The organism is Helicobacter felis ATCC 49179, assembly GCF_000200595.1.
Classification (GTDB): domain Bacteria; phylum Campylobacterota; class Campylobacteria; order Campylobacterales; family Helicobacteraceae; genus Helicobacter; species Helicobacter felis.
In genome coordinates this window covers 1341035-1363370 of the sequence record NC_014810.2, presented here as the reverse complement: position 1 = coordinate 1363370, position 22336 = coordinate 1341035, and the positions used below count along the sequence as shown (strand labels likewise).

Below are 22336 nucleotides of genomic sequence, written 5' to 3'. Positions count from 1 at the left end.
GTGGCCACCTCACAGATATTTTAGTAAACGCTTAAAAAATCCAATGAAATTGTCCTTAGGTGTTTCTAACACATTGTGTTCCATTTTCATGGTTAAAATCTTCGCCACTTGCTCCATAGTGAAAGAAAAAGTGTTAAAGGGTTCGCTTTTACAAAGAAGCTTGCGGTTTTTAATCGCCTGTCTGAGCGCATTGCTATTTTGGATATAGCCCAAGTAATTCAAGGTCATATGTGGAATATTTTCTTTAGCTACGCGTTGGATACCTGAGAAAATTTGTTTGCTTTTATCGGCGGAATCAACCATATTGACCAAAACAAAGACATCATTTTTGGTTTTAGAATTGATTTTAATCGTGGTGTAGGCATCTGTGATAGCTGCTGGATCGGAAGTTGTGATCACCACCACACAATCACTCGCGCGCAAAAAAGCTTGTGTAAATTCCCCAATGCCAGCCCCCGTATCAATGATCATGTAATCAAGGTCGTCTAAGACATTCTCTTCATCTACAAAGCTATCTAGGATTTCTTGACTGACATACTTAAAAATTTCCTCTCCACTATCCCCGGGCACTAGGTAAAAATCTTTTTCAATAGGATAGATCACATCGCTAAAGCGCACCTCACCTCGCAAAGCGTGTAAAATATTTTTATTGGTTTTGATACCAAAAATAATATCCAAGTTAGCTAGGCCAATGTCTGCATCCAACACACCAACTTTATAGCCAGATTTAAAAAGGCTATAGCCCAAATTCGCGCTAATGGTGCTTTTACCCACTCCGCCCTTACCGCTTGTAATGGCAATAAACTTCGTTTTACCTTTTTTGCTAAAAATGCTTCTAGGCTCCATGATATGTTCCAAGCCACTTGCCTGATTTTGAGTCATGTCTGTGTCCTATCTGGGTGGGTGAATCCATCTAACATACAATCTACTAGGTAGTCATTACTAGCCACTAGCAGATCCATAGGCACTTCCTGCCCAATACAAAGGTAGCTAATAGGCTTTTTGCTCTCATAAACCAAAGAAAAGAGATTGCCAAATCCCTGACTCTCATCTAACTTAGTAAAAATCAAGCTATCTATATCTAGGGGGCTAAAGGCGTTGTAAATATCCTTCAAATCCTCGTATTTTGTAGTCAAAGAGAGCACTAGGGTTGTGTCAATTTTGTAGCCATTTTGTGTAAATTTCTTTAGGGCTTCAATTTTCTTTTTATCGCGTTGGGAATGCCCCGTTGTGTCAATCAGCACCACATCGCAGTATTCTAAGGCTTTCATCTCCTTAGTAAAATCCTCAGAATCCATCACAGTTTCAATGCTAATTTTCATTTTTTTGGCATACCAATTAAGTTGCTCCACGGCCCCGATGCGGTAAGTGTCCAAGGTTAAGATGCCTACTTTATATTTTCTGTCCAATAACTTAGAATAGCGTGCGGCTAATTTTGCTAATGTGGTGGTTTTGCCCACTCCAGTAGGCCCTACTAGCATTAAAATTTTCTTGTAGTTGGGGTCTAAATTTTCATGACGGCAATAGATCATCTTGCGCAAAACCTCTCTAAAATAACGCTTCACGGTTACGGAGTTTTCACGCATTTTAACAGGCATGAGCTCTAAGCTCAAGCGCATAATTTCATCTAGGTGTATTTTGTGCATCCCGCTATTTTTAGCCAAACGATAAATTTCGGCAAATTCATGCGGGATGACAAAATTTTGCCCCTTTTCCTCGCTCCAAACCATGTTTTGGATGAGCTTGAGATTGTCATTAATTTTATTGAGCTCTCCTTTAAGAGAGTGTAAACCTACATCCTTCTCTTTTTTATCTTTTTTGATAGGAGGGGGCTCTTTGAGATTATCCTCTAGCTCGTGCACCTGTGTGGGTAGAGGGGGAGGGGGAGGGGGGGGAGGAGGTGGTGCAGACACCCCGGCAAGTTTGCGCATTTCTTCAAGGGTTTTAGAGAGTTCAATACTCACCTCTTCTTTGAGAGGGGGAGGGGGTTCAGGCGTGCGTGCTTGCCGTGCACTATCTAGGCGTTCTTGCATATTATTACTTTTTTTAGGCTCTTCTGGGGGTTTGTCTACGGCCACAACCACCTCATAAAGACCGGGCTCTGTGAGACTCTTCTTGCGAATCTCTTGGGCTTTTACAACCAAAGCATTGTGCCCATGTTCACTTTGGGCTCTTTTTAAGGCTTCGGCCGTTGTTTCTCCACTATAAGTATAAAGTTTCATGCTGGCCCCCAAATGGCATGTTGCAAGCTTAAAGGAATCAATACAGAGGCGCGTTGATTCCATTGTGGATGGGGCAAAGTGAGATAATCTTGTCTATAAACCATGCGATTAAAAAAGAGCAGATCGATGTCAAGAGTTCTAGGGGCATTTTTAAAAGGGCGTTTGCGCTCCCTGCCCCAACGGCGTTCTAAGTAAAAAAGCATGCTAAAGAGTTGCCCAACACTCAAAGGCGTTTGGAAAGAGAGGGTTGCATTTGTGAAATCCCTTTGATTTGTGTAGCCAAAAGCAGGGTTGATATAAAGAGGTGAAGAGCATAATCTTGAAACTAACCGGTGGCGTGCCAACCATCCCCACAAGGCCCGAAAAACCTTTTTAGAATCGCCCACATTACTCCCTATTCCTAAAGTTACTGCATTTTTAAATGCATGGCTACGCCCACACCACCCCGGAAAACAAGAGGTGTAAACAAGCTTGCCCCGATCTTCATAACACTGTGGCTTTAGAATTTTGCACCACCACAAGGTCTTCGATGCGCACTCCATACTTGCCCGGAATATAAATCCCCGGTTCAATAGAAAACACCATGCCATCCTCAATCACTGTTTCACTGCGCGCAGAAATAAAGGGCAGTTCATGGATATCTAACCCAATGCCATGTCCAGTGCTGTGAGAAAAAAATTCTCCATAGCCACTCTCAGTAATCACTCCCCGTGCGATCGCATCAATTTGCTTGCCAGTCATACCAGCTCTAAGACGCTCAATAGTGGTCTCCTGAGCCTTGCGCACGACATCATAAATTTTTTGCAACTCTTTGTCTTTAAAGTGCTGATCTTTGCTAAAATTAAAACCCGTATCTGCAAAAAAGGCTGTGCGGGTGCGATCGGCGCAATAACGCTTATATTTAATCCCCATATCAGCCAAGAACAAATCCCCGTGTTTGAGATGCACACTTGGACTAGGCAGAGCGTGCGGTTTAGCCGCATTAGCATTGATCGCCACAATAGGCTTAAAGCTTAAATCCAACTCCCCAAGTCGCGTCAAAAATTCCTTGCTCTTGAATTGCAAATAGCGTTCGCTCTGTCCCTCTGCGCCAACAAGGTATTTAGCAAAATCATCAAAAGCGTTCACATTAAGTTGTTGGGCACGCTTGAGCAAAGCGATCTCCTCCTCACTTTTAACTAGGCGTTTTTTTCTATGATAGTCTGCTACGCCTACCAATTTTGTTTCTGGCAAGCCTGCTACAAGCCGTTCATACACTTGCACGCTAATTTGATTTTTATCAAAATAAAGTTGTGAAGTCTTGCGCGCTAGGGCGAGCACGCTTGCCCATAAATCAGAGGACTCTAACACCTCCACCTCCGCACGCACATTCTGGCGCGCCTCCACGGTGTAACGGGCATCGGTGATAAAAAACGCCCGATCTTCTAATTGCAAAAAGATACCGTGATCGCAACTGTAACCACACTCAAAATATTGAGCGTTTTCGTCTGTGGTGAAGTGTGTTTCCACGCCTTAGCCCTGATCTTGAGAAATAGCTTGGGCCTGATTTTCTTTAATCATTTTGAGTTCGGCTAAAATCTGCATCATCGCAATTAAGGCCACATGGTAACCAAAAGCCCCAAAACCTGTGATCACGCCCGCGCTCACAGCCCCCGTATAGCTAGTCTTCCTAAACTCTTCGCGGGCAAGAATATTGCTCAAATGCACTTCAATTACAGGCATATCTGCAAGCATAATCGCATCGGCAATTGCGATAGAAGTGTGGGAAAACGCCCCGGGATTAATGATAATACCCTCAAAATCACTCCCTACGCATTCTTGAATGCGATCGATGATCTCGCCCTCAAAATTTGTCTGAAAAAATTCTAACTCGAGATTGTTTTGTTTGGCAAAGGTTTCCATGTTTTCATGGATTTGATCGAGGGTAATAGGTCCATAAAGTCTAGGATCCCTATGCCCTAGCATGTTCAAATTAGGCCCTTGAATGACCAAAATTTTCATTAAAACTCCTTATAGTAACTTGTAGCGGATGGTAGATTATAGCACAATTAGAGTCTGAAATTATGCACGATCTTTTGGAGGTTTTGCGCCGTGAGCTTAAGGGTGCTGATTTCTTGGCTATTTGAGCTCATAGAAGCGACCACTTCTTTAGCAATGTGTGCGATGTGATCGATCTCACTAGCAATACGGGCGATGTCCTGATACTGACTTTTTGAGTGCACCACAACGCTTTTAGCATCCTCTAAAGAACTGGCCGCTTTGTTGTAGATAGCCTCTAAGGCACAAGAAGCTTGGTTAGCGTATTCTTGGCTTTTATCAATTTCAGAACCCATGCTCTCTATGCTAGAGACCGATTTTCGTGTTTCATCCTGAATGAGCTTGATCACTTGATCGATCTCTTTGGTTGCGTTGCTAGTGTGCTCGGCCAATTTGCGAATTTCATCGGCCACCACTGCAAAGCCTCGTCCATGCTCGCCTGCGCGTGCCGCCTCGATGGCCGCATTCAAGGCCAAAAGATTAGTTTGATCGGCGATACCTTGTATGAGTTCAGCACTATGACCGATGTTTTGTGCATGTTTGTCTAAGAAGTGAATCTGCTCCGCACTCTCAGATGCCCGTTGACTAATGAGTGCCATTCCTTGAGCCGTATTTTGCACAGCTTCTTTACCTTTTTGACTCAAATCCACGCTCTGCAAAGAGTTTTCCTCTGTCTGAGCAATAATGGTGTTCACACCCTCAATACTTCCCTGCAAATGCTCCATTGTCGTGATGAGCTCGGCTGTCATGTTTTCTTGTTTGGCGGCATTTTCTTGAGAAATGCGAGATAGTTCTGAGGCTTGGGTAGATTTGTGGTAAATATCCATAGAAGATTGGCGGATTTCTTGAATAATAGTTACCATAGACGCTTGCATGTGTTGGATCGCATCCAAAGCACTGTTTTTAAACTTAGTGCGTATTTGATTAGAAAGATCGCCCTTAGCAATCGTGCTAATGATTTCTTTAATAAAGACAGGTTCAGACCCCAAAGAAGCTCCTACATCGCGCACCACTGCAAAGGCGATTCCTAAGCCAATTACAAGCGCAATGAGAGTTAAACTCACCATCAAATAGCTAAAATCTCTAGTGATGTTCCTAGCTTTGGTGGTGAGGCGTTTATTAAGCTTCTCTTCATGATCGATGAAAGCATTGATAGAGGCGAGCCACCTTACAATATTCTGTGCTAAACCTTGTTGTAAAAAGGTTGCAACATTGGTGTTGCCAGCAAGTTTGAGGTCAATAAGTTTATTGATTTGAGGGAGAGCTATGGCTTCGATACCATTGATGGTCGCATAAAGTGTCCGCTCTTCATCACTAATATGGTTAGGAAAATGCGTGAACATTGTCTCCATCAATTTCTTAGCTTCCTGGTAATCCCCATGAAGTTTGCGAATTAGGGCGATTTGCACCCCTAACATCTCTTTATCCTGCGCGATCACCACATCGCGCACGGCAATAGCACGATCGTGCACACTGCCACGCATATTGATGGTATAGCGTTGTTTTACCGCGTTGTAGTCGGTGATCTCTGTAAGAGTTTGGTTAATGGTATGCACACGAATCACTCCCACAACACTTAAGATCACCATCAAAATGATGACAATTCCAAAGCCCCCATAAAGCTTTTGGGACATCCTCAATCTATGCATTCCACCACCTTAAGCGCCACAGACAATTATTTCTTAATTTTTTCTATAGCGTCTCTATAGCGATTAATATTGGCATCAGTGAGTTCTGCAACAAGCTTCTTCATGACCTTGACATACATTTTATTTAGAATTCTACGGATCGCATCGTCTTTATCCTTGAGCAACTGCTTGGGATCAACCTGAGGCGCGCGATCTCCATGATAACTATAAGTGTGTGTCGTGGCCTGATCACCGCCCACATCTATGCCAAAATTGTGAATAACACGCCCTGTTTCAGGTTCAAAGAAATTAAACCACACCGATCCAGAGCTCTGATCCACCATCACATCTAAGTCCTGTTTGGCCGGATCGCTGGTGTTCATCTTCACATCTTCTAAAACCCCCACCCAACCGCTCAAATTCAAAACCGCCCAAGTCTTGCGTTTCTCTTCAGCTGTAAGAGCATCCTTGCTCGTGAAGCGCAGAACTTGATAACCGCGTTTTTGAAAAATCTCTTGTATTTGGTTCAACAAGGCGTCTTGGAATTTTTGCACATAGGACTTGAGATTGTCGCTCACTTGCATATGCGGGGCAAGCAGACCCACAAAGCGATTATTAATGGGTTCTTGGACAATATTAATAGGATAGCTAAAATCTAAGATTGTATCACCTACAATAGGTTTGGGTTTCTTTTGAGCAGTAGAGTTAGGAGTTTGAGGAGTTTGAGGAGTTTGAGGAGTTTGAGTGCTCGAATCGGCCACTAAAACCCCAAAACCCCCTAACAACATCCATGACAGCCAAATTCTTAGTTTTTTACCCAAAATAAACTCCTAAAAAATAGTGCGCAATTATAGCATGGGAATCCAAATACCCTCCCCCAAATTCTCATCTTTAAACTAAATTGGCAAAACGCGGATATGCTCATCTAAATGTTCTTGTAACACTCCTTCGATAGCGTATAAAGTTCCCGTACTCGCGCTCGCGCACCCATCGCATGCGCCCATGTAACGGATATACACATCTACAAACCCCCCCCCTCTTTAATGTCTAGGATTTCTAAATTCCCTCCATCCATCATGAGCATAGGGCGGATATGCACATCGATAGTTTGATCGATCGCCTTGACTTTTTGCACCATCGTCATATCTACAAAGGCTAGATTCCCACTCAAAGATTTTTGCGCCTTTTCTTTGAGCTGTTGTTCTTCCATCTCGGCGCGCACATCTCTGAGAATATCTACTAGGTAATATTCTCTAGCTTCATGCCCACCGGGTTTTACACAGCTTTTACAAAAGCCCCCCGCTTTGGTGTATTGGGTGATTTCTTCCACACTTTTAAGATCGTTGAGTTTAATCACCTCCTTAATTGTGCCCAAACTCACCCGCGCGCACTCGCACACGATGATCTCGCTCTCAAAATCCTCGGGGTTTTTGCCCAAATACTGCGCAGCGGCTTGCTTGATCACATCATAAGCCATCACCGAGCAGTGCATTTTTTGCCCGGGCACAGCGGGCACATCGGGGTGATCTCTTAGGCTGTGTTCTACATCTAAGTTTGTGATTTTAACCGCATCTTGCACCCGCTTACCCAAACAGAGTTCAACCATCATGTCCGAGCTAGCGATCGCGGTCCCACACCCAAAACTCTTAAACTTCGCATCAATGATTGTATCTGTCTTGGGATCAACCAACCAATAAAGGCGCACCGCATCCCCACACGCCTCCGCGCCATAATCTGCCACAATGAGCTTAGCCCCCCTAGCCTGCGCCTCTTCCTCCGTAATGACTCCTAAATGGGTGGGGTTGTCCATGCGTCTGCTCACCTCTTTAGAATACGCATCCCAAAGAGCCCCGCCTAATAAATTATGCTTTGCCATGCTATCTCCTTTCTTTAAAAGCCATAAGAGCTAGAAATATTGCGCAAGCGTTTCACGGCTTTATTGAACACTTCAATCGTATAATCGATTTCTTCTGCCTTATTAAAACGGCTTAGAGAAAAGCGGATCGCCGTGTGGGCAAGTTCCTTATCTGCCCCAATGGCGACCATCACCGGGTTAGCCTCTAAATCCTCGCTTGCGCACGCGCTCCCCGTAGAAGCAGCGATGTTAGCGCGGTTCAAATCCCAAAGCATCGCCTCGCCCTCGATTCCACGCACGCTCACTAAAGTCGTGTTAGGCACGCGATGCACGCGATCCCCAATCACAAAGACATCTTGGATATTGAGCAACGCGTCCTCTAGTTTGTCGCGCAATTCCCCTACGACCTTTTTTTCATATTCTAAATGTTCCTGAGCCAAGCGCATCGCCTCGCCCATGCCCACAATGTAGGGCACATTCAAAGTTCCGCTACGCCGTCCGCGCATGTGCTCTCCCCCGTGTAAAAGTGGGGTCAATTCCACCCCTGAGCGGATATACAACCCCCCCACGCCTTTAGGTCCATGAAATTTATGTGCTGAAAAAGAGAGGAAATCCACATTAGCCCGTTGCACATCGACCGGGATTTTCCCAATCGCCTGCACTCCATCGCTGTGCAAGAGAACCCCCCTCTCCTTGCACACCGCCCCGATCTCTTCAATGGGGAAGATCAAGCCTGTTTCGTTATTCGCCCACATCACGCTGACTAAAGCGGTTTTATCTGTGATCGCCTCTTTAACTTGGTCTGCGCTAATCGTGCCCTGCGCGTTGATGGGTAGATAAGTTACCTCCATCCCCACGCTCTCTAAAAACTGACAAGTAGCATGCACAGCCGGGTGCTCTACTTCGGTCGTGATGATGTGATTCTTGCCGTGTTTGAGATAGGCATCAAAATACATGGACTTGAGCACCCAGTTATTGCTCTCAGTCGCGCAGGAGGTGATGATAATATCGTCCTCATTGCGCGCGCCCACGCCCGCATAGAGTTTATCCAGTGCCTCTAGGATCGCTGGGTGGGTTTCTGTGCCAAATTTATGCAAAGAATTAGGGTTTCCATACTGCGCGCTAAAATAAGGAGTCATTAGACTCTCTACTGCAGGGTCGACCTTAGTCGTGGCATTATTATCTAAATAAATCCGTTCCATCAAAAATCCTAAAAAAGTAGAGTTTGGATATATAAAAAATCATTTTCATAGTAAAAATGGATATACCACGCTATCCTTTGCGCAATCTTAAGATTCTTGCATAAGCGCGATCAACTGCTGGATACTGGTATTACTGGGTACAATCTCCTCTTCTTCTTGTAACATAAAAGCTTCCATGCCCGCCTTTTTGGCGATTGCTTCATCTAGGTCTGCATCAAACCCGGGTTGGTAAGAGCCTATGCGAATCAAAACCTCGTTTTCTTTGAGCAAGGCGTGAAGTTTGCGGAATTTGCGCGCAGCTAACATGTGTTCTGTCGCACTCACCTCTTTGCTCACCCTAGAGGCGGAGTTTAAAATATTGATGGGGGGGTAAATGCCATGATCGGTGAGCTCACGGCTCAAAACAATATGCCCATCTAAAATACTGCGCGCCTGATCGGCAATGGGATCAGAGAGATCATCGCCTTCAACGAGAACGGTGAAAAACGCCGTAATGCTCCCTTTATTTTTCTCCTTGCCCGCGCGTTCCATCAGCTGGGGTAGTAAGGTGAGCGCAGAGGGGGGATAACCCTTGCTAGTAGGAGGCTCGCCCATCGCCAGTCCGATCTCGCGTTGTGCCATTGCAAAGCGCGTAATAGAGTCCATCATAAATAAGACATCATGCCCTTGATTTTTAAAATACTCCGCCACACTCATCGCGCAGAACGCGCCGTATTTGCGCATTAAAGGGGAATCATCGCTAGTAGCGACCACAAGCACGGTATTATCCAAATTACCTTGCAGATTTTTATGGATAAACTCCGGAATCTCACGCCCCCGCTCCCCAATGAGGGCGATCACCTTGATGGGCGCACTGCACCCGCGCACCACCATGCCCATCAGAGTAGATTTGCCCACCCCACTCCCTGCAAAAATGCCTAGTTTCTGCCCCTTACCACAAGTCAGCAAAGCATCAATGCTCTTAACCCCTACCCCAAAGGGTTCATCGATCACGCCCCGATCTAGGGGTTTCATAGGTTCTACCATCACGGGCGCAAAAGCACTGGCGCGCACAAAGCCTAATTCATCTAGGGGATTGCCTAGCGGATCGAGTACGCGCCCTAGCAAACCCTCCCCCACAGGGAAACTCAAACCCTCTTTGACAAAGAGTACGCGATCCCCCACCTTGCACCCCTCCACAAAGGAAAAGGGCGCAAAGCCAAATTGTGTTTGCTCCACCACCACCACCATGCCTAAACATTCCTTGCCATCGCCCCGCTCCACCTTGACCACATCCCCTACAGAGGGTAAAAACCCCTGCACAAAAACCATATTGGGTAAAATTTTGCAAACCATGCCATAGCGGGGCGAGAGATCGCGCACAAGTTGCAGGCGGGCTTTGAGGGATTCTAAGGACATTGACACTCCCAGGGTTTAATTATCGCTTAACACAGATTTAGCTAGAATGACCCCTTATTATACTCAAACCCAAGGAGTTATGAATGGTTTTAGAAACCAAAAAACTAGATGGAGCCAATGCGCGTGTATACGCCAAGTCCTCCCTTGAAGATTTTCAACAAAGAGCGCAAAAAATTGCCAAAAGGATCGCCCAGAAAACAAAAATCGATGGTTTTAGAAGAGGCAAGGTGCCTATTGATATTATCAACCAACGCTACCAAGCGCAGATTCAAGAAGAATCTCAAAAGGAACTTTTGGATTCTGTGCTCAAGGCAGGGGTAGAAGAGCTCAAACTTGCCCCCCATGAAATGATGGGCAATCCGGCAATTATCAAATTTGAAAAACAAGATCAGCACTTTGATATTGAACTTAACATCGGTCTTAGGCCCCAAATCGATCTCTCTGGCATTGAAACTTGCATCCCTAGCTTTTCCGTGGAAGCTATCACGCCTGAACAAGTTGAGGAACGCTTAAAACAATTAGCAAAGGAAAAATCTACCTTTTCTGACGCGCCTGAACACACTAAGATTAGTGAGGGACAGGGTGTGGTGCTGGACTTTGAAGGCTTGTTAGAAGGGAAACCTTTTGATGGCAATAGCGCTAAGGATTTTGCCCTGATTGTGGGTGAGGGGCGTTTGCTCAAAGATTTTGAAGATCAGCTTATAGGGATGCAAGTAGGAGAGGAAAAGAGCTTTTCTGTGCATTTTCCCAAAGATTACGCTAGTGCCGCTCTAGCAGATAAAGAAGTGGTATTTCGTGTGAAAATCCATAAAATCCAAAACCGAGAAATCCCTGCCATTGATGAAGAATTTGTCAAAACCGTGCTCAATCAAGAAAAAGAGCCCACTTTGGACATGCTCAAAGAGAGGCTTAAAGATCAGCTTTTTATGGAAGCCAAAATCAAACTTTATAACCAAGAGCTCAAGGATCAATTAGTAGAAAACTTAGAAAAAGCACTAAATTTTGATCTACCCCATACGGTGGTTGAGCAAGAAATGGATTTAGTCCTACGCCAATCCTTACAGAGCATGTCTAAAGAGGAAATTGAAGAATTGCAAAAAGACCCCTCTAAGGTGCAGGAAAAACGAGAAAGCTTAAGGGAAAGAGTGCTCAAAAGTGTCAAAGTTACTTTCATCATTGACGCCCTAGCTAGACAGGAGGATATTCAAGTGGATGATAAAGAAGTTTTTCAAACTCTCTATTATGAAGCGATGATGACCAACCAAAATCCCCAAAAACTCATTGAGCATTATGAAAAAAATTTCATGCTTCCAGCTGTGAAAATGACTCTCATTGAAGATCGTCTGCTCACATTCTTACTCGATCGACAACTGGCCAAGGCGCAGGCATGAATCATATCCCCTTTGTGATCGAAAAAACTGGGCGGGGGGAGCGCAGTTATGACATTTACTCGCGTCTGCTCAAAGACCGCATTGTTTTACTCAGTGGAGAAATCAACGACGCAGTCGCCTCTAGCATTGTCGCCCAACTCCTTTTTTTAGAGGCTGAAGACCCTGAAAAAGACATTAATCTATATATCAATTCCCCCGGGGGGTCTGTAACCAGCGGTTTTAGCATTTACGACACCATGAATTACATCCATCCGGATATTTGCACCATCTGCATTGGGCAAGCCGCCTCGATGGGCGCGTTCTTGCTCAGTTGTGGGGCTAAGGGCAAACGCTTTTCTCTACCCCATTCAAGGATTATGATCCACCAACCCCTAGGAGGCACGCAGGGGCAGGCGAGCAATCTAGCCATTTATACTAAGGAAATCTTGCGCCTGAAAGATTTACTCAATCAAATCATGGCAACTAACACCGGGCAACCCCTAGATAAAATCGAGCAAGACACCGATCGCGACTTTTTCATGAGCGCGCTCGAAGCCAAAGAATACGGGCTTGTGGATGAGGTCTTAGTTAAAAGCTCCAAACAGGCTTAGAATGGCAATCTTAGAAGTTCTGCAATATCCTCATAAGAAGTTGCGCACGCGCTCTAGCGAGGTGCGTGTGTTTGACGCGCAACTGCATGCGTTTTTAGAGGATATGCATGAAACCATGTTAGCGCGTAAGGGTATTGGTTTAGCTGCCATTCAGGTAGGCGTGCCTAAGCGCATTCTTATTATCAACCTGCCCCGCGAAGAGGACGAAACCCAACACCCAGAAGATCGCCTAGAGATCATCAACCCTGTGATCACCCACACGGAGGGGAGCATTCTTTGGCGCGAGGGGTGTTTGTCTGTGCCCGAGTTTTACGAGGAGATTGAGCGGCATGCTAATCTCACTCTAGCCTATCAAGATCGCCATGGGGAATCTAAAATGTTGCAGGCTAGCGAGTTATTGAGCGTGGCAATCCAGCACGAAATGGATCACCTCAATGGGATTTTATTTGTAGACAAGCTCTCCATGCTCAAGCGTAAAAAATTTGAAAAGGAATTTAAAAAAGCCCTCAAGAGTGAGGATTAATGCGCGCCCAAGCGCATGTCAATACTCTTTATTGTGCCACCATGCACGGGGCACATGCCAAAATTGTAGAGGTGGAGGGGAGTTTTACACGCGCCCTGCCCGCCTTTGTGATCGCTGGACTGCCCAATAATGCTATTCAAGAATCCAAACAACGCGTGCAGGGGGCTTTGCAAAATAATGGCTTTGCTTTCCCGCCCTTGAAAATCACTATCAACCTCTCCCCCTCCGATTTGCCCAAAAGCGGGAGTCATTTTGATCTGCCCATGGCACTCTTGATCGCCTTGCAGAAAAACCCCTTAAAACATGTGTGGTTTGCCTTTGGGGAATTGGGTTTAGATGGTAAGATCAAGCACAGCGATAGCATTTTTCCCATGCTCTTAGACATTGCCCTGCAAGCCCCTAATGCCCATGTGATCCTCCCTAAAGCCGGGCATGAACTCTTTAGCTTGATTCCTAATTTACATCTGCATTTTGTAGAACATCTAAACCAAGCCTTAGAGATCATCACCCAAGACACCCAACCCTCCCGCTCCCATGCCCCTAAATTGCCCTTTGATTCTTTGCAGATCGGCGATACACCCTATTACTACACCCAAGAATTTGAGCTAGATTTTACCGATGTGCGCGGGCAAGAACACGCCAAACAAGCCGCCTTAATTGCGGCAAGCGGAATGCATAATATCCTTTTTGAAGGCTCTCCGGGCTGTGGAAAGAGCATGATTGCCAAGCGCATGCGCTATATTTTGCCCCCCAGCACCCTAGAGGAGATGATCGCCTCTACCAAATTGCGCATTTTAAGCCATCAAGAGGGCAACTACACGCCCTTAAGAAGCTTTAGAAACCCCCACCAGAGCGCGTCCAAATCCAGTATTTTAGGCTCTATGCAAGCCAACAATCCTAAACCCGGAGAGATCGCCCTAGCCCACAATGGGGTTTTATTCTTTGATGAACTCCCCCATTTTAAAAAGGACATTTTGGAAGCCTTGCGCGAACCGATGGAAAATAACCAACTGGTGATCTCTAGGGTGGCTAGCAAGATCAGCTATGACACCTCTTTTCTCTTTGTAGGGGCGATGAATCCCTGTCCTTGTGGCAATTTAATGGATAATTTTAAGGTCTGCCGTTGTTTAGAAAAAGACATCATCGCGTATAAAAACCGCCTCAGTGCGCCTTTTTTAGAGCGCATCGATCTCTTTGTGCAGATGAGTCCTACAGAAATACACGCCAAAAGCACGCACAGCTCCACATCCATGCACCAACAAGTTTTAGAGGCTTTTAAAATGCAAAAATCTAGGGGGCAAGCCCGTTTGAATGGCAAGCTGAACGAACAAGAGATCGCACAATTTTGTCTTTTGGACTCCCAAGCCGCGCAAATATTGGATCAAGCAATTTTGCGCTATGGATTCTCTGAGCGCGCCATCAACAAGATGAAGAAAGTGGCGCGCACCATTGCCGATTTAGCAAGCTGTGCTACTATCCAGAAAGCCCACATGCTCAAGGCACTCCAATTTAGAAAGGTTTGATCCATGCAAAAATACCATTTCACCGGGTTAGATTGCCCCGATTGCGCCAACAAACTAGAAAGCGCACTCAATAAACAAAGCTATGTCCAAGAGGCGCGCGTGGTGTTTAACACCAACACGCTCTATCTTAAAACCCAAGACATGCCCAAAGCCCTAGCCCTCATCAAACAATTAGAACCCGATATGGAGCTCTCAGAGCAAGTCCAAAGCGAGGCTAAACCCAGCGCGATACCTTTACTTCTTAGTGTTGTGCTCTATTTGATTGCGGTAGCCACCATCCACTTTAGTGCCCAAAATTGGGCGCTTCATTTGAGTTACGCGCTCTTGGCTGGGGTGTATCTAGTAGCGGGCAAAGATGTTTTTTTGGGCGCACTGCGCGCCATTAGAAATAAACAATTTTTTGATGAAAACACGCTCATGCTCAGTGCCACTATTGCCGCCTTTGGGGTGGGTGCGCATGAGGAAGCCGTCTCTATTATGGTCTTTTACTCCGCTGGGGAGTTTTTACAACAACTTGCCATCGCGCGCTCCAAACAATCCCTGCACGCGCTCTTAGATGTCGCGCCCAACCACGCGGTGCGCAAAGTAGGGCAGGAATTACAAGAGGTCGAACCTAGCGCATTAGCAATCGGAGATGTAGTTATCGTCAAGGTGGGGGAGAAAATCCCCACCGATGGTGTGGTGCTCCGTGGGGAGAGTTTGCTAGATCAAAAGGCCCTTACAGGCGAATCTCTACCCGTGAATGTCAAGGAACACAGCGCGGTGTTAGGGGGAAGCATCAATCTTAAAGGGGTGCTAGAAATCCAAGTCAGTAAGCTCTATGCAGATTCTTCGGTGGCTAAGATTGTGGATTTAGTCTCTAATGCGGTGAGTCAGAAATCCCAAACCGAGAAATTTATCACCACTTTTGCGCGCTACTACACCCCTGCGGTGTTTGCAATCGCTCTTTTAATCGCCCTTGTCCCCCCCTTGCTAGGACATGGGGACTTTGACACTTGGATTTATCGCGGGCTCTTTGCCTTGATGGTGAGTTGCCCTTGTGCTTTGGTAATCTCTGTGCCTTTGGGATATTTTGGGGGCGTGGGGGCGGCTAGCCGTGCGGGCATTTTGATTAAAAGTGTGCAAACTCTGGAAGCACTTAGTCAGGTGAAAAATATTGCCTTTGATAAAACGGGCACTTTGAGTAAGGGAGAGTTTAATGTCATAGATGTCGTGCCCATCGCGCCCTTTAGTAAAGAAGATGTACTCCAACACGCCACCTGTGCGCAAATTCTCTCCACCCACCCCATCGCGATCTCCATTCAAAAAGCCTACAAACGCCAATGCCAGCACGAGGTCAAGGACTACCAAGAGATCGGCGGGCTAGGCGTGCAGGCTAGTTGCCACTCCCACCTTATCATTGCGGGTAATGATAAGATGTTGCACAAATACAACATTCCCCATGACACCTGCAGTTTAGAGGGCACGATCGTGCATGTGGCTGTGGATGGGAAACATATAGGCTATATCGTGGTAGCAGACACGCTTAAAGACAATGCTAAAGAGTGTTTAGATGGACTCAAGCACGCGGGCATTGAGCACATGTGTATTTTGAGCGGGGATCACGAATACAGCACTAAGCGCGTGGCTAAGGAATTGGATTGTCCCTATTATGCAAACCTCTTGCCTGAGGACAAACTCAACGCCTTTAAAGACTTCCAAGCCCAGCACGCCCATAAAAGCATGTTTGTGGGCGATGGAATCAACGATGCGCCCACGCTCGCGCGTGCGGATGTGAGCATGAGCATGGGGAGTGCGAGCCAAATTAGCAAGGAGAGCGCGGACATTGTGATCACCAATAACTCCTTAGAATCTGTGCTCAAAGTCTTTAAAATCGCCAAAAAGACCAAGCGAATCATCATTGAAAATATTATCTTTGCGCTAGCAATCAAGGCGATGTTTATTGTCTTAGGTCTTTCTGGCGATGCTTCTTTATGGGAAGCGGTCCTTGGAGATGTAGGCGTAACCTTGATCGCGCTGGCTAATTCTATGCGCACCATGCGTATTTAAAGAGTGGGCTTGATCGAACAGATTTGGGACGCGCTCAAATTAGGCGTGAGTGAGTACGAGTTTAAAACCTATATGCGCCTCTTGCATTATGACGCGCACGCCTCTAAAGCCGATCTCTTTGTCTTTTACGCGCCCAATGTGTTGCTATGCCACTATATCAGCACCAAATACCGCACGCTCTTAGAGGATACCATCGGCGCGCACAAGGGCTATAAGGTGCAGGTGCAGGTGCGCCCTAAAAGCCAACAGCAAACCACCCCCCCCAAACCCCTTATGGTGGCTAAGAATAACCCCACTCTTAACCCCGTTTTCCGTTTTGATACCTTGGTAGTGGGGGCGTGTAACCAAATGGCAGTCAAAATCGCTACCCAAGTGGCACGCCAAAGCGGGGTCTATAACCCTGTGCTTTTCTTTGGGGGCGTGGGTTTGGGTAAAACCCATTTGCTCAATGCCATTGGCAATCACGCCTGCGATCAACTTAAAAGCGTGCTCTATGTTACAGCCGAGCAATTTCTCAATGACTATGTCTCAGGTCTAAATAGCCGTAGCATGGACAAATTCCAAGAAAAATACCGCTCCTGTGATTATCTCTTAATCGATGATGTGCAGTTTTTTGCGGGCAAGGAAAAGGTGCAAGAGGAGTTTTTTCATACCTTTAACGCTTTGCACGCCCAAAATAAGCAGATTGTGATAACCTCAGACAAACCTCCCAAAGATATTAAGGGACTAGCCGAGCGACTCCTCTCGCGCTTTGAGATGGGCATGTTGGCTAGCGTGCATCCCCCTACTTTAGAGACCAAACTTGCCATCATTGAGCAAAAATGCGCCCAAGATCAGATAGAACTCCCTCAAGAGGTGTTGCACTATTTAGCCAGCCATTTAAACGAGAATATCCGCCAAATTGAGGGCACGCTTTTAAGGCTGAACGCTACGGCAACTCTGAGCCACCAACCCATTAGCCTACAGATGGCACAAAGTGTGGTGCAAGAAACATGTAAAGAGCGCGCCCAAGAGATCAGCTTAGAGCGCATTTTGCGCGTGGTCGCCTCTACCCTCAACCTCAAACCCTCCCAAATTCAGAGCAACGCGCGCACGCGTCAGGTCAGTTTGGCTAAAAAAAGCGTGATCTATCTAGCGCGCCAGCTCACCCCCAACTCCTCCAGCGTGATCGCGCAGTTTCTAGGGCTTAAAGATCATAGTGCGGTGAGCAAATCTCTACGGCTGATTCAAAAGGCGATGCTAGAGGATACACAAATTAAACTCCTCTTAGAAGAGATGGCACACAAGCTCCAAACCCATAACTAGCTATGTTATAATAGTTCCCTTATTTCATCTTCTCTTCAATAAGGCAAATGATGCACTCTTACATGGGCGATAAAATCAAAGTACTCAAAGGACTTGAGGCGGTCAGAAAACGCCCGGGCATGTATATTGGCGACACAGGGGTCAATGGCTTACACCACATGGTTTATGAGGTGGTGGATAATGCGGTCGATGAGAGCATGGCGGGCTTTTGCGATCACATCAAGGTAACTTTAAGCCAATATGGATCATGCATTGTAGAGGATAATGGGCGCGGAATCCCCGTAGATATCCACCCCACAGAGGGAATCCCCGCTGCCACGGTGGTGCTCACCATCTTACACGCCGGGGGCAAGTTTGATCAAGAAAGTTATAAAGTCTCTGGAGGGTTGCATGGCGTGGGGGTGAGTGTGGTCAATGCGCTCTCTATCAAGCTCATCATGACCATTTACAGAGAGGGGCAGATTTACCGCCAAGAATTTGAAAAGGGAATCCCCACCACCCCCCTAGAAGTGGTGGGCACGACTAAAAAGCGCGGGACCACTATTGAGTTTTTTCCCGATCCAGAAATTATGGAAGTGGTCCAATTTGATAGCGGGGTGCTCAAACGCCGTTTTCAAGAAATGGCGTATCTCAACAATAAAATTACCCTAGAGTTTCACGACCAGCCCGCCCAAGTGCATGAAAGTTACCACTATCAAGACGGCTTGAAACAATTCATTATAGACACCCAAAAAACCCCGCTCATCTCTGAGATCATCGCCTTTAGCGCGCAGGTGGAGGGCATGGAGGTGGAGGTCGCCCTAGCTTATAATGAGAGTTATGAAGAGCAGACCTTTAGCTTTGTGAATAATATCCGCACCATCGAGGGGGGCACGCATGAGAGCGGGTTTAAAATGGGCTTGAGCAAGGCGATTTTAAGCTACATCCAAGAGAGCAATAGCAGGGAGGGCTCTAGCGTGGTGCAAGAGGATGTCAGGGAGGGCTTGAGCGCGATCATCAGCCTTAAACTCTTAGACCCCCAATTTGAGGGGCAGACCAAAGCCAAGCTAGGGAGCTCCTTTGTGCGCCCCATCATCGCCAAACTGGTCTATGAAAAGGTGGCTAAATACTTTGAGGAAAACCCCAGTATCGCGAAGGCGATCGTGCAAAAGGTGCTTTTAGCCGCGCGCGGGCGCGAGGCTGCCAAAAAGGCGCGCGAGATCACGCGCAAAAAAGATTCTTTGAGTGTGGGCACTCTGCCGGGCAAGCTGGCCGATTGTCAGAGCAAAGACCCCAAAGAGTGCGAACTCTACTTAGTGGAAGGGGATAGCGCGGGGGGTTCAGCCAAACAGGGCAGGGATCGGGCTTTTCAGGCGATTTTGCCTTTAAGGGGTAAAATTCTCAATGTAGAAAAAGCGCATTTGGGCAAAATTCTTAAATCTGAAGAGATCAAGAACATGATCACCGCCTTTGGGTGCGGGGTGGGTAAGGAATTTAACTTAGAAAAATTGCGCTACCACAAGATTATCATCATGACGGATGCAGATGTGGATGGGAGTCATATCCAAACCTTGCTGATGACTTTCTTTTTCCGTCATCTAAAACCTTTGATCGAATATGGGCATGTCTATATCGCCCAACCTCCTTTATACCGCTTTAAGAAAAAGAAAATCGAGCGTTATTTGCGCGATGAGCGCGAACTCAACCATTTCTTGATCGAACATGGGATCGATAGCATGGAGATTGAAGGAATGGGGCGTAATGACCTTTTAGATTTGCTCAAAACCTTGAGCGCGTACCGCTCCATCTTGCAGGAGCTAGAAAAACGCCCCATCTTAATGGAAGTGTTGCGCTACCTAGTCGAACATGACATAGAGGGCTTGAGTTTCCCCACATTAGCTGAGCGCCTAGAAGCACTTTTGCAGGGCTTGCAATACCGCATTTTGACTAAACAGGTTTTTGAGCAGGGCGCGCATTTCTTTGTGCAAACCGCTTTAGGGCTTGTGGAGATCAATATTGAAGAAACCCTACTTCAAGACGCGTTATTTTTAGAGGCCAAGGCGTTATTTGCGCGCATTGCTGAAATCGATACAGAGGTCTTGGGCATGGACGCGTTGGACTTTTTACACAAGGTGGAGCAAAGCGCAAAGACAGGGGCCTATATCCAACGCTATAAAGGCTTGGGCGAGATGAATCCCGATCAACTTTGGGAAACCACGATGGCGCTAGAAAACCGCGCCCTTTTGCGCGTGGCTTTAGAAGATGAGGCAAAAGCCGATGAAGCCTTTAACTTGCTGATGGGCGATGAGGTCGAACCCAGACGCGAATACATTCACACGCATGCCAAAGATGTGAAGCATTTAGATGTGTGAATCTAAGAGCGCACTTGCTACAAGCTCTCCTAAAAGTATGCTGGTGCATATTTGTTGCTCGGTGGATAGCCATTATTTCCTCCAAGAGCTTCAAAAGCTCTACCCAGACACCCGCTTAATGGGCTTTTTCTATAATCCCAATATCCACCCTTATGAAGAGTATCTTTTAAGATTGCAGGATGTCAAACGCTCATGTGCGCGCTTGGGGATTTCTCTTATAGAGGGCGATTACACTCTGCAAGATTGGTTAGAAGCCATCAAAGGTTTAGAGGAGGAGAGGGAAAAGGGGGCGCGGTGCAATGTGTGTTTTGATGTGCGTTTGGAAACTAGCGCGCAAATGGCACTTATGCTAGGGGTGAATCATTTTAGCACTACATTACTCTCTAGCCCCATGAAAGAACAGGAAGTTTTAAGAAAACAGGGGGGCGCGATTGGAGAAAAATATGGCTTGGAATTTGTCTATCTGAATGTGCGCGCGCAAGGGGGGGTAGAAAAACAAAACGCTCTAGCCAAGAGAGATAAGCTTTATCGGCAAAATTATTGTGGGTGTAAGTTTGCTCTTAACGCTCAAAGAGAAGCGCAAAATAAACCATGTATGGAGCTAATAAGCTCCCTAGACAAACAAATCCACCCAGCTAGCATTGCCCAACGCTTAGAACTCTTTGCCCAAAGGGACAAATTAGAGTCGCAGGAGCAAAATTACCACTTATTGCAACAAAGTTTACAAACCTACTTGCTTTTAAGGGGAGTGGTGCGCATGGGCCATAAGACTCTTAAGAGTCTTATCTTAAAGCGTTCCATGTCTAAAAAGATCACCCTCAAAGATTTAGAAGTGCACACCATCACGCTAAAGCCTACCCTTGCTGAAGAAATTCTAGGGGCGCGCTATTCAATCCCTATTGAGGATACGCGCATTGCGCTAGGATTGAGTGTGAAAGATGAAACTCTATTTTTGGACACTGAAGGCGTAGCGCGCTTATTAGACGCGCCTTTAAAACCCCTTGAACAGCTTACGTTAAGTTATGCGCAAGAACTCTATATTCGTGAAAAACTTGTAGGAGCGGAGAGTATCCAGCCTATTGTCATCATTCAAGACCTCGATCTTCTCAAAAACGCTCATTCTCCTATCATTTTAGAGATTGTCGCAGAGTTTTTTACCCATAAAAATTTTTATCTTTTAAACTGAGTTGCCCCCTTAGGAGCTTGTGAGAAATTAAGAGTGGCGACCTTGAGGGGCATCTCCTCTAGGATTGCTTGCTGGGGCTTGTGCGTGGGGCGCGCCTCTCATTTGCTGACCTCCCATTTGTGCATGATCGCCTCTCCCATGGGGTGTTTGGCCTGGTTGTTGAAAGTTGCCCATGTGTTGGGGGTGTCCCATATGGTGGAAGTGATTCATATGTGCATGGTTGCCCATGGGAGAAAATCCGCCCATATGTGCATGGTGGTGTTGGAAACCACCCATAGGGAATCCATAGAAAGGCACAAAGCCCCATACAAACATGCCACAAACAGGGGGGAAACCATGAAAGGGCATCCCAAAACCGGCATGGCCAAATCCGTGCGCAGGCCCGTGTTGGTTAAAGGGCATTTGACCTTGGAAACCGCCTGCTTGAGGTCCAAAGTGCGCGTTAGGATCGGCATTTTGGAAACCTTGTGCATGGGGGGCCTCTTGGGAAGCTTGGGCATCAATACCTAGCATAGAGATGAGCGCATCCCTAATTCCTTCAAAGTTTTCTAGTTTTTTAGGGAATTTAAGAGTAAGAACTTCTTGTTTGCCCTCTTTGCTGTAAGCAATTTTCATCTCTGTGAGATTCAAATCCTGCACCTGCACCTCTGTAGCGTTGTGAACACCTTCTTTTTCAAGCAACTTAACCAAATTAACGAGTTGTTTGGAGTTTAAAATCTCCATCGCATGTTTTTTGTCCATTTGGACTCCTTTTAACGAATTTTAAAGGCATGCGCATGCTATTTAAAATAAGCTTAATTAATTATTAAATTAATATTAATTAATTCTTAAATAAAAGTATCCTGTCAAAACATCTAAGCAATAAATCACATCTGAAGAGAAAAATCTAAATTGTGTGTTTTATTGATGAGCGATTAACTCTATACAAACACACAGAAAAAGAAAAGACATAATGATAGTGTGAATAAAAGTTACAAAAAGACAAAAGAAAGTAATTTGCAATTTTAAAATAGGTGTTAACTTAAATATAGCTTACTATCAGTCGATAGTAGATTGTTTTTTGTTCAAAATCGCCT

The 22336-nt window shown here is 45.9% G+C and carries 18 protein-coding genes and 1 pseudogene; 8 read left to right on the top strand and 11 right to left on the bottom strand.

Features of this window, described 5'->3' with window-relative positions; genetic code table 11:
• Nucleotides 1–9 precede the first annotated feature (9 nt).
• The 10 genes and pseudogenes from HFELIS_RS06920 to fliI all read right to left on the bottom strand — a co-directional run bounded on the left by HFELIS_RS06920 (nucleotide 10) and on the right by fliI (nucleotide 10342).
• A complete protein-coding gene (locus HFELIS_RS06920) occupies nucleotides 10–882 on the bottom strand; it encodes a P-loop NTPase (protein WP_013469834.1) in 873 nt (290 codons plus the stop codon).
• Entirely contained in the window at nucleotides 879–2222 is a 1344-nt protein-coding gene (gene flhF, locus HFELIS_RS06915; RefSeq protein ID WP_013469833.1) for a flagellar biosynthesis protein FlhF, read from the bottom strand. Before flhF ends, HFELIS_RS06920 begins: the two co-directional genes overlap by 4 nt.
• On the bottom strand, nucleotides 2219–2608 hold the full coding sequence (gene folK, locus HFELIS_RS06910; protein ID WP_231844161.1) for a 2-amino-4-hydroxy-6-hydroxymethyldihydropteridine diphosphokinase: 390 nt from the start codon (nucleotides 2606–2608) through the stop codon (nucleotides 2219–2221). Before folK ends, flhF begins: the two co-directional genes overlap by 4 nt.
• 97 nt (nucleotides 2609–2705) lie before the next feature.
• Entirely contained in the window at nucleotides 2706–3731 is a 1026-nt protein-coding gene (locus HFELIS_RS06905) for an aminopeptidase P family protein (RefSeq protein ID WP_013469831.1), read from the bottom strand.
• Between the two features lie 3 nt (nucleotides 3732–3734).
• The gene (aroQ, locus tag HFELIS_RS06900) at nucleotides 3735–4223 is read right to left on the bottom strand and encodes a type II 3-dehydroquinate dehydratase (protein WP_013469830.1); all 489 of its coding nucleotides are present in this window, start codon (nucleotides 4221–4223) and stop codon (nucleotides 3735–3737) included.
• Between the two features lie 47 nt (nucleotides 4224–4270).
• On the bottom strand, nucleotides 4271–5908 hold the full coding sequence (locus HFELIS_RS06895; protein ID WP_013469829.1) for a methyl-accepting chemotaxis protein: 1638 nt from the start codon (nucleotides 5906–5908) through the stop codon (nucleotides 4271–4273).
• Between the two features lie 26 nt (nucleotides 5909–5934).
• Nucleotides 5935–6708 carry an HpaA family protein gene (locus HFELIS_RS06890; RefSeq protein ID WP_013469828.1) on the bottom strand — a complete coding sequence of 258 codons (774 nt, stop codon included), beginning with the start codon at nucleotides 6706–6708 and terminating at the stop codon, nucleotides 5935–5937.
• A 75-nt stretch (nucleotides 6709–6783) separates the two neighbouring features.
• Nucleotides 6784–7763: pseudogene (locus tag HFELIS_RS06885) on the bottom strand (iron-sulfur cluster assembly scaffold protein).
• A gap of 14 nt (nucleotides 7764–7777) precedes the next feature.
• The gene (locus HFELIS_RS06880; protein ID WP_104578002.1) at nucleotides 7778–8947 is read right to left on the bottom strand and encodes a NifS family cysteine desulfurase; all 1170 of its coding nucleotides are present in this window, start codon (nucleotides 8945–8947) and stop codon (nucleotides 7778–7780) included.
• Nucleotides 8948–9031: 84 nt separating this feature from the next.
• Nucleotides 9032–10342, bottom strand: a complete 1311-nt coding sequence (fliI, locus tag HFELIS_RS06875) for a flagellar protein export ATPase FliI (RefSeq protein ID WP_013469825.1) — start codon at nucleotides 10340–10342, stop codon at nucleotides 9032–9034.
• An 83-nt stretch (nucleotides 10343–10425) separates the two neighbouring features.
• Between fliI and tig the strand changes: the two genes are divergently transcribed.
• The 8 genes from tig to HFELIS_RS06835 are packed head-to-tail and all read left to right on the top strand — an operon-like array spanning nucleotide 10426 to nucleotide 21260.
• A complete protein-coding gene (gene tig / locus HFELIS_RS06870; RefSeq protein WP_013469824.1) occupies nucleotides 10426–11733 on the top strand; it encodes a trigger factor in 1308 nt (435 codons plus the stop codon).
• Entirely contained in the window at nucleotides 11730–12323 is a 594-nt protein-coding gene (clpP, locus tag HFELIS_RS06865) for an ATP-dependent Clp endopeptidase proteolytic subunit ClpP (RefSeq protein ID WP_013469823.1), read from the top strand. The genes tig and clpP overlap by 4 nt, the downstream gene beginning before the upstream one ends.
• Nucleotide 12324: 1 nt before the next feature.
• Nucleotides 12325–12846: a peptide deformylase gene (gene def, locus HFELIS_RS06860; protein ID WP_013469822.1), complete on the top strand. Its 522-nt coding sequence runs from the start codon at nucleotides 12325–12327 to the stop codon at nucleotides 12844–12846.
• Nucleotides 12846–14369 carry a YifB family Mg chelatase-like AAA ATPase gene (locus tag HFELIS_RS06855; RefSeq protein WP_013469821.1) on the top strand — a complete coding sequence of 508 codons (1524 nt, stop codon included), beginning with the start codon at nucleotides 12846–12848 and terminating at the stop codon, nucleotides 14367–14369. The genes def and HFELIS_RS06855 overlap by 1 nt, the downstream gene beginning before the upstream one ends.
• A gap of 3 nt (nucleotides 14370–14372) precedes the next feature.
• Nucleotides 14373–16418, top strand: a complete 2046-nt coding sequence (locus HFELIS_RS06850) for a heavy metal translocating P-type ATPase (RefSeq protein WP_013469820.1) — start codon at nucleotides 14373–14375, stop codon at nucleotides 16416–16418.
• A 9-nt stretch (nucleotides 16419–16427) separates the two neighbouring features.
• Nucleotides 16428–17723 (top strand): chromosomal replication initiator protein DnaA, encoded by a 1296-nt coding sequence (dnaA, locus tag HFELIS_RS06845; protein WP_013469819.1) that lies wholly within the window; start codon nucleotides 16428–16430, stop codon nucleotides 17721–17723.
• A 50-nt stretch (nucleotides 17724–17773) separates the two neighbouring features.
• On the top strand, nucleotides 17774–20074 hold the full coding sequence (gene gyrB, locus HFELIS_RS06840) for a DNA topoisomerase (ATP-hydrolyzing) subunit B (protein ID WP_013469818.1): 2301 nt from the start codon (nucleotides 17774–17776) through the stop codon (nucleotides 20072–20074).
• Nucleotides 20067–21260, top strand: a complete 1194-nt coding sequence (locus HFELIS_RS06835; protein ID WP_013469817.1) for an epoxyqueuosine reductase QueH — start codon at nucleotides 20067–20069, stop codon at nucleotides 21258–21260. Before gyrB ends, HFELIS_RS06835 begins: the two co-directional genes overlap by 8 nt.
• A gap of 27 nt (nucleotides 21261–21287) precedes the next feature.
• Here HFELIS_RS06835 and HFELIS_RS06830 read toward each other — a convergent pair whose 3' ends face one another.
• Complete coding sequence (locus HFELIS_RS06830; RefSeq protein WP_013469816.1) at nucleotides 21288–22001, bottom strand: DUF2470 domain-containing protein; 714 nt, start codon at nucleotides 21999–22001, stop codon at nucleotides 21288–21290.
• Nucleotides 22002–22336 lie beyond the last annotated feature (335 nt).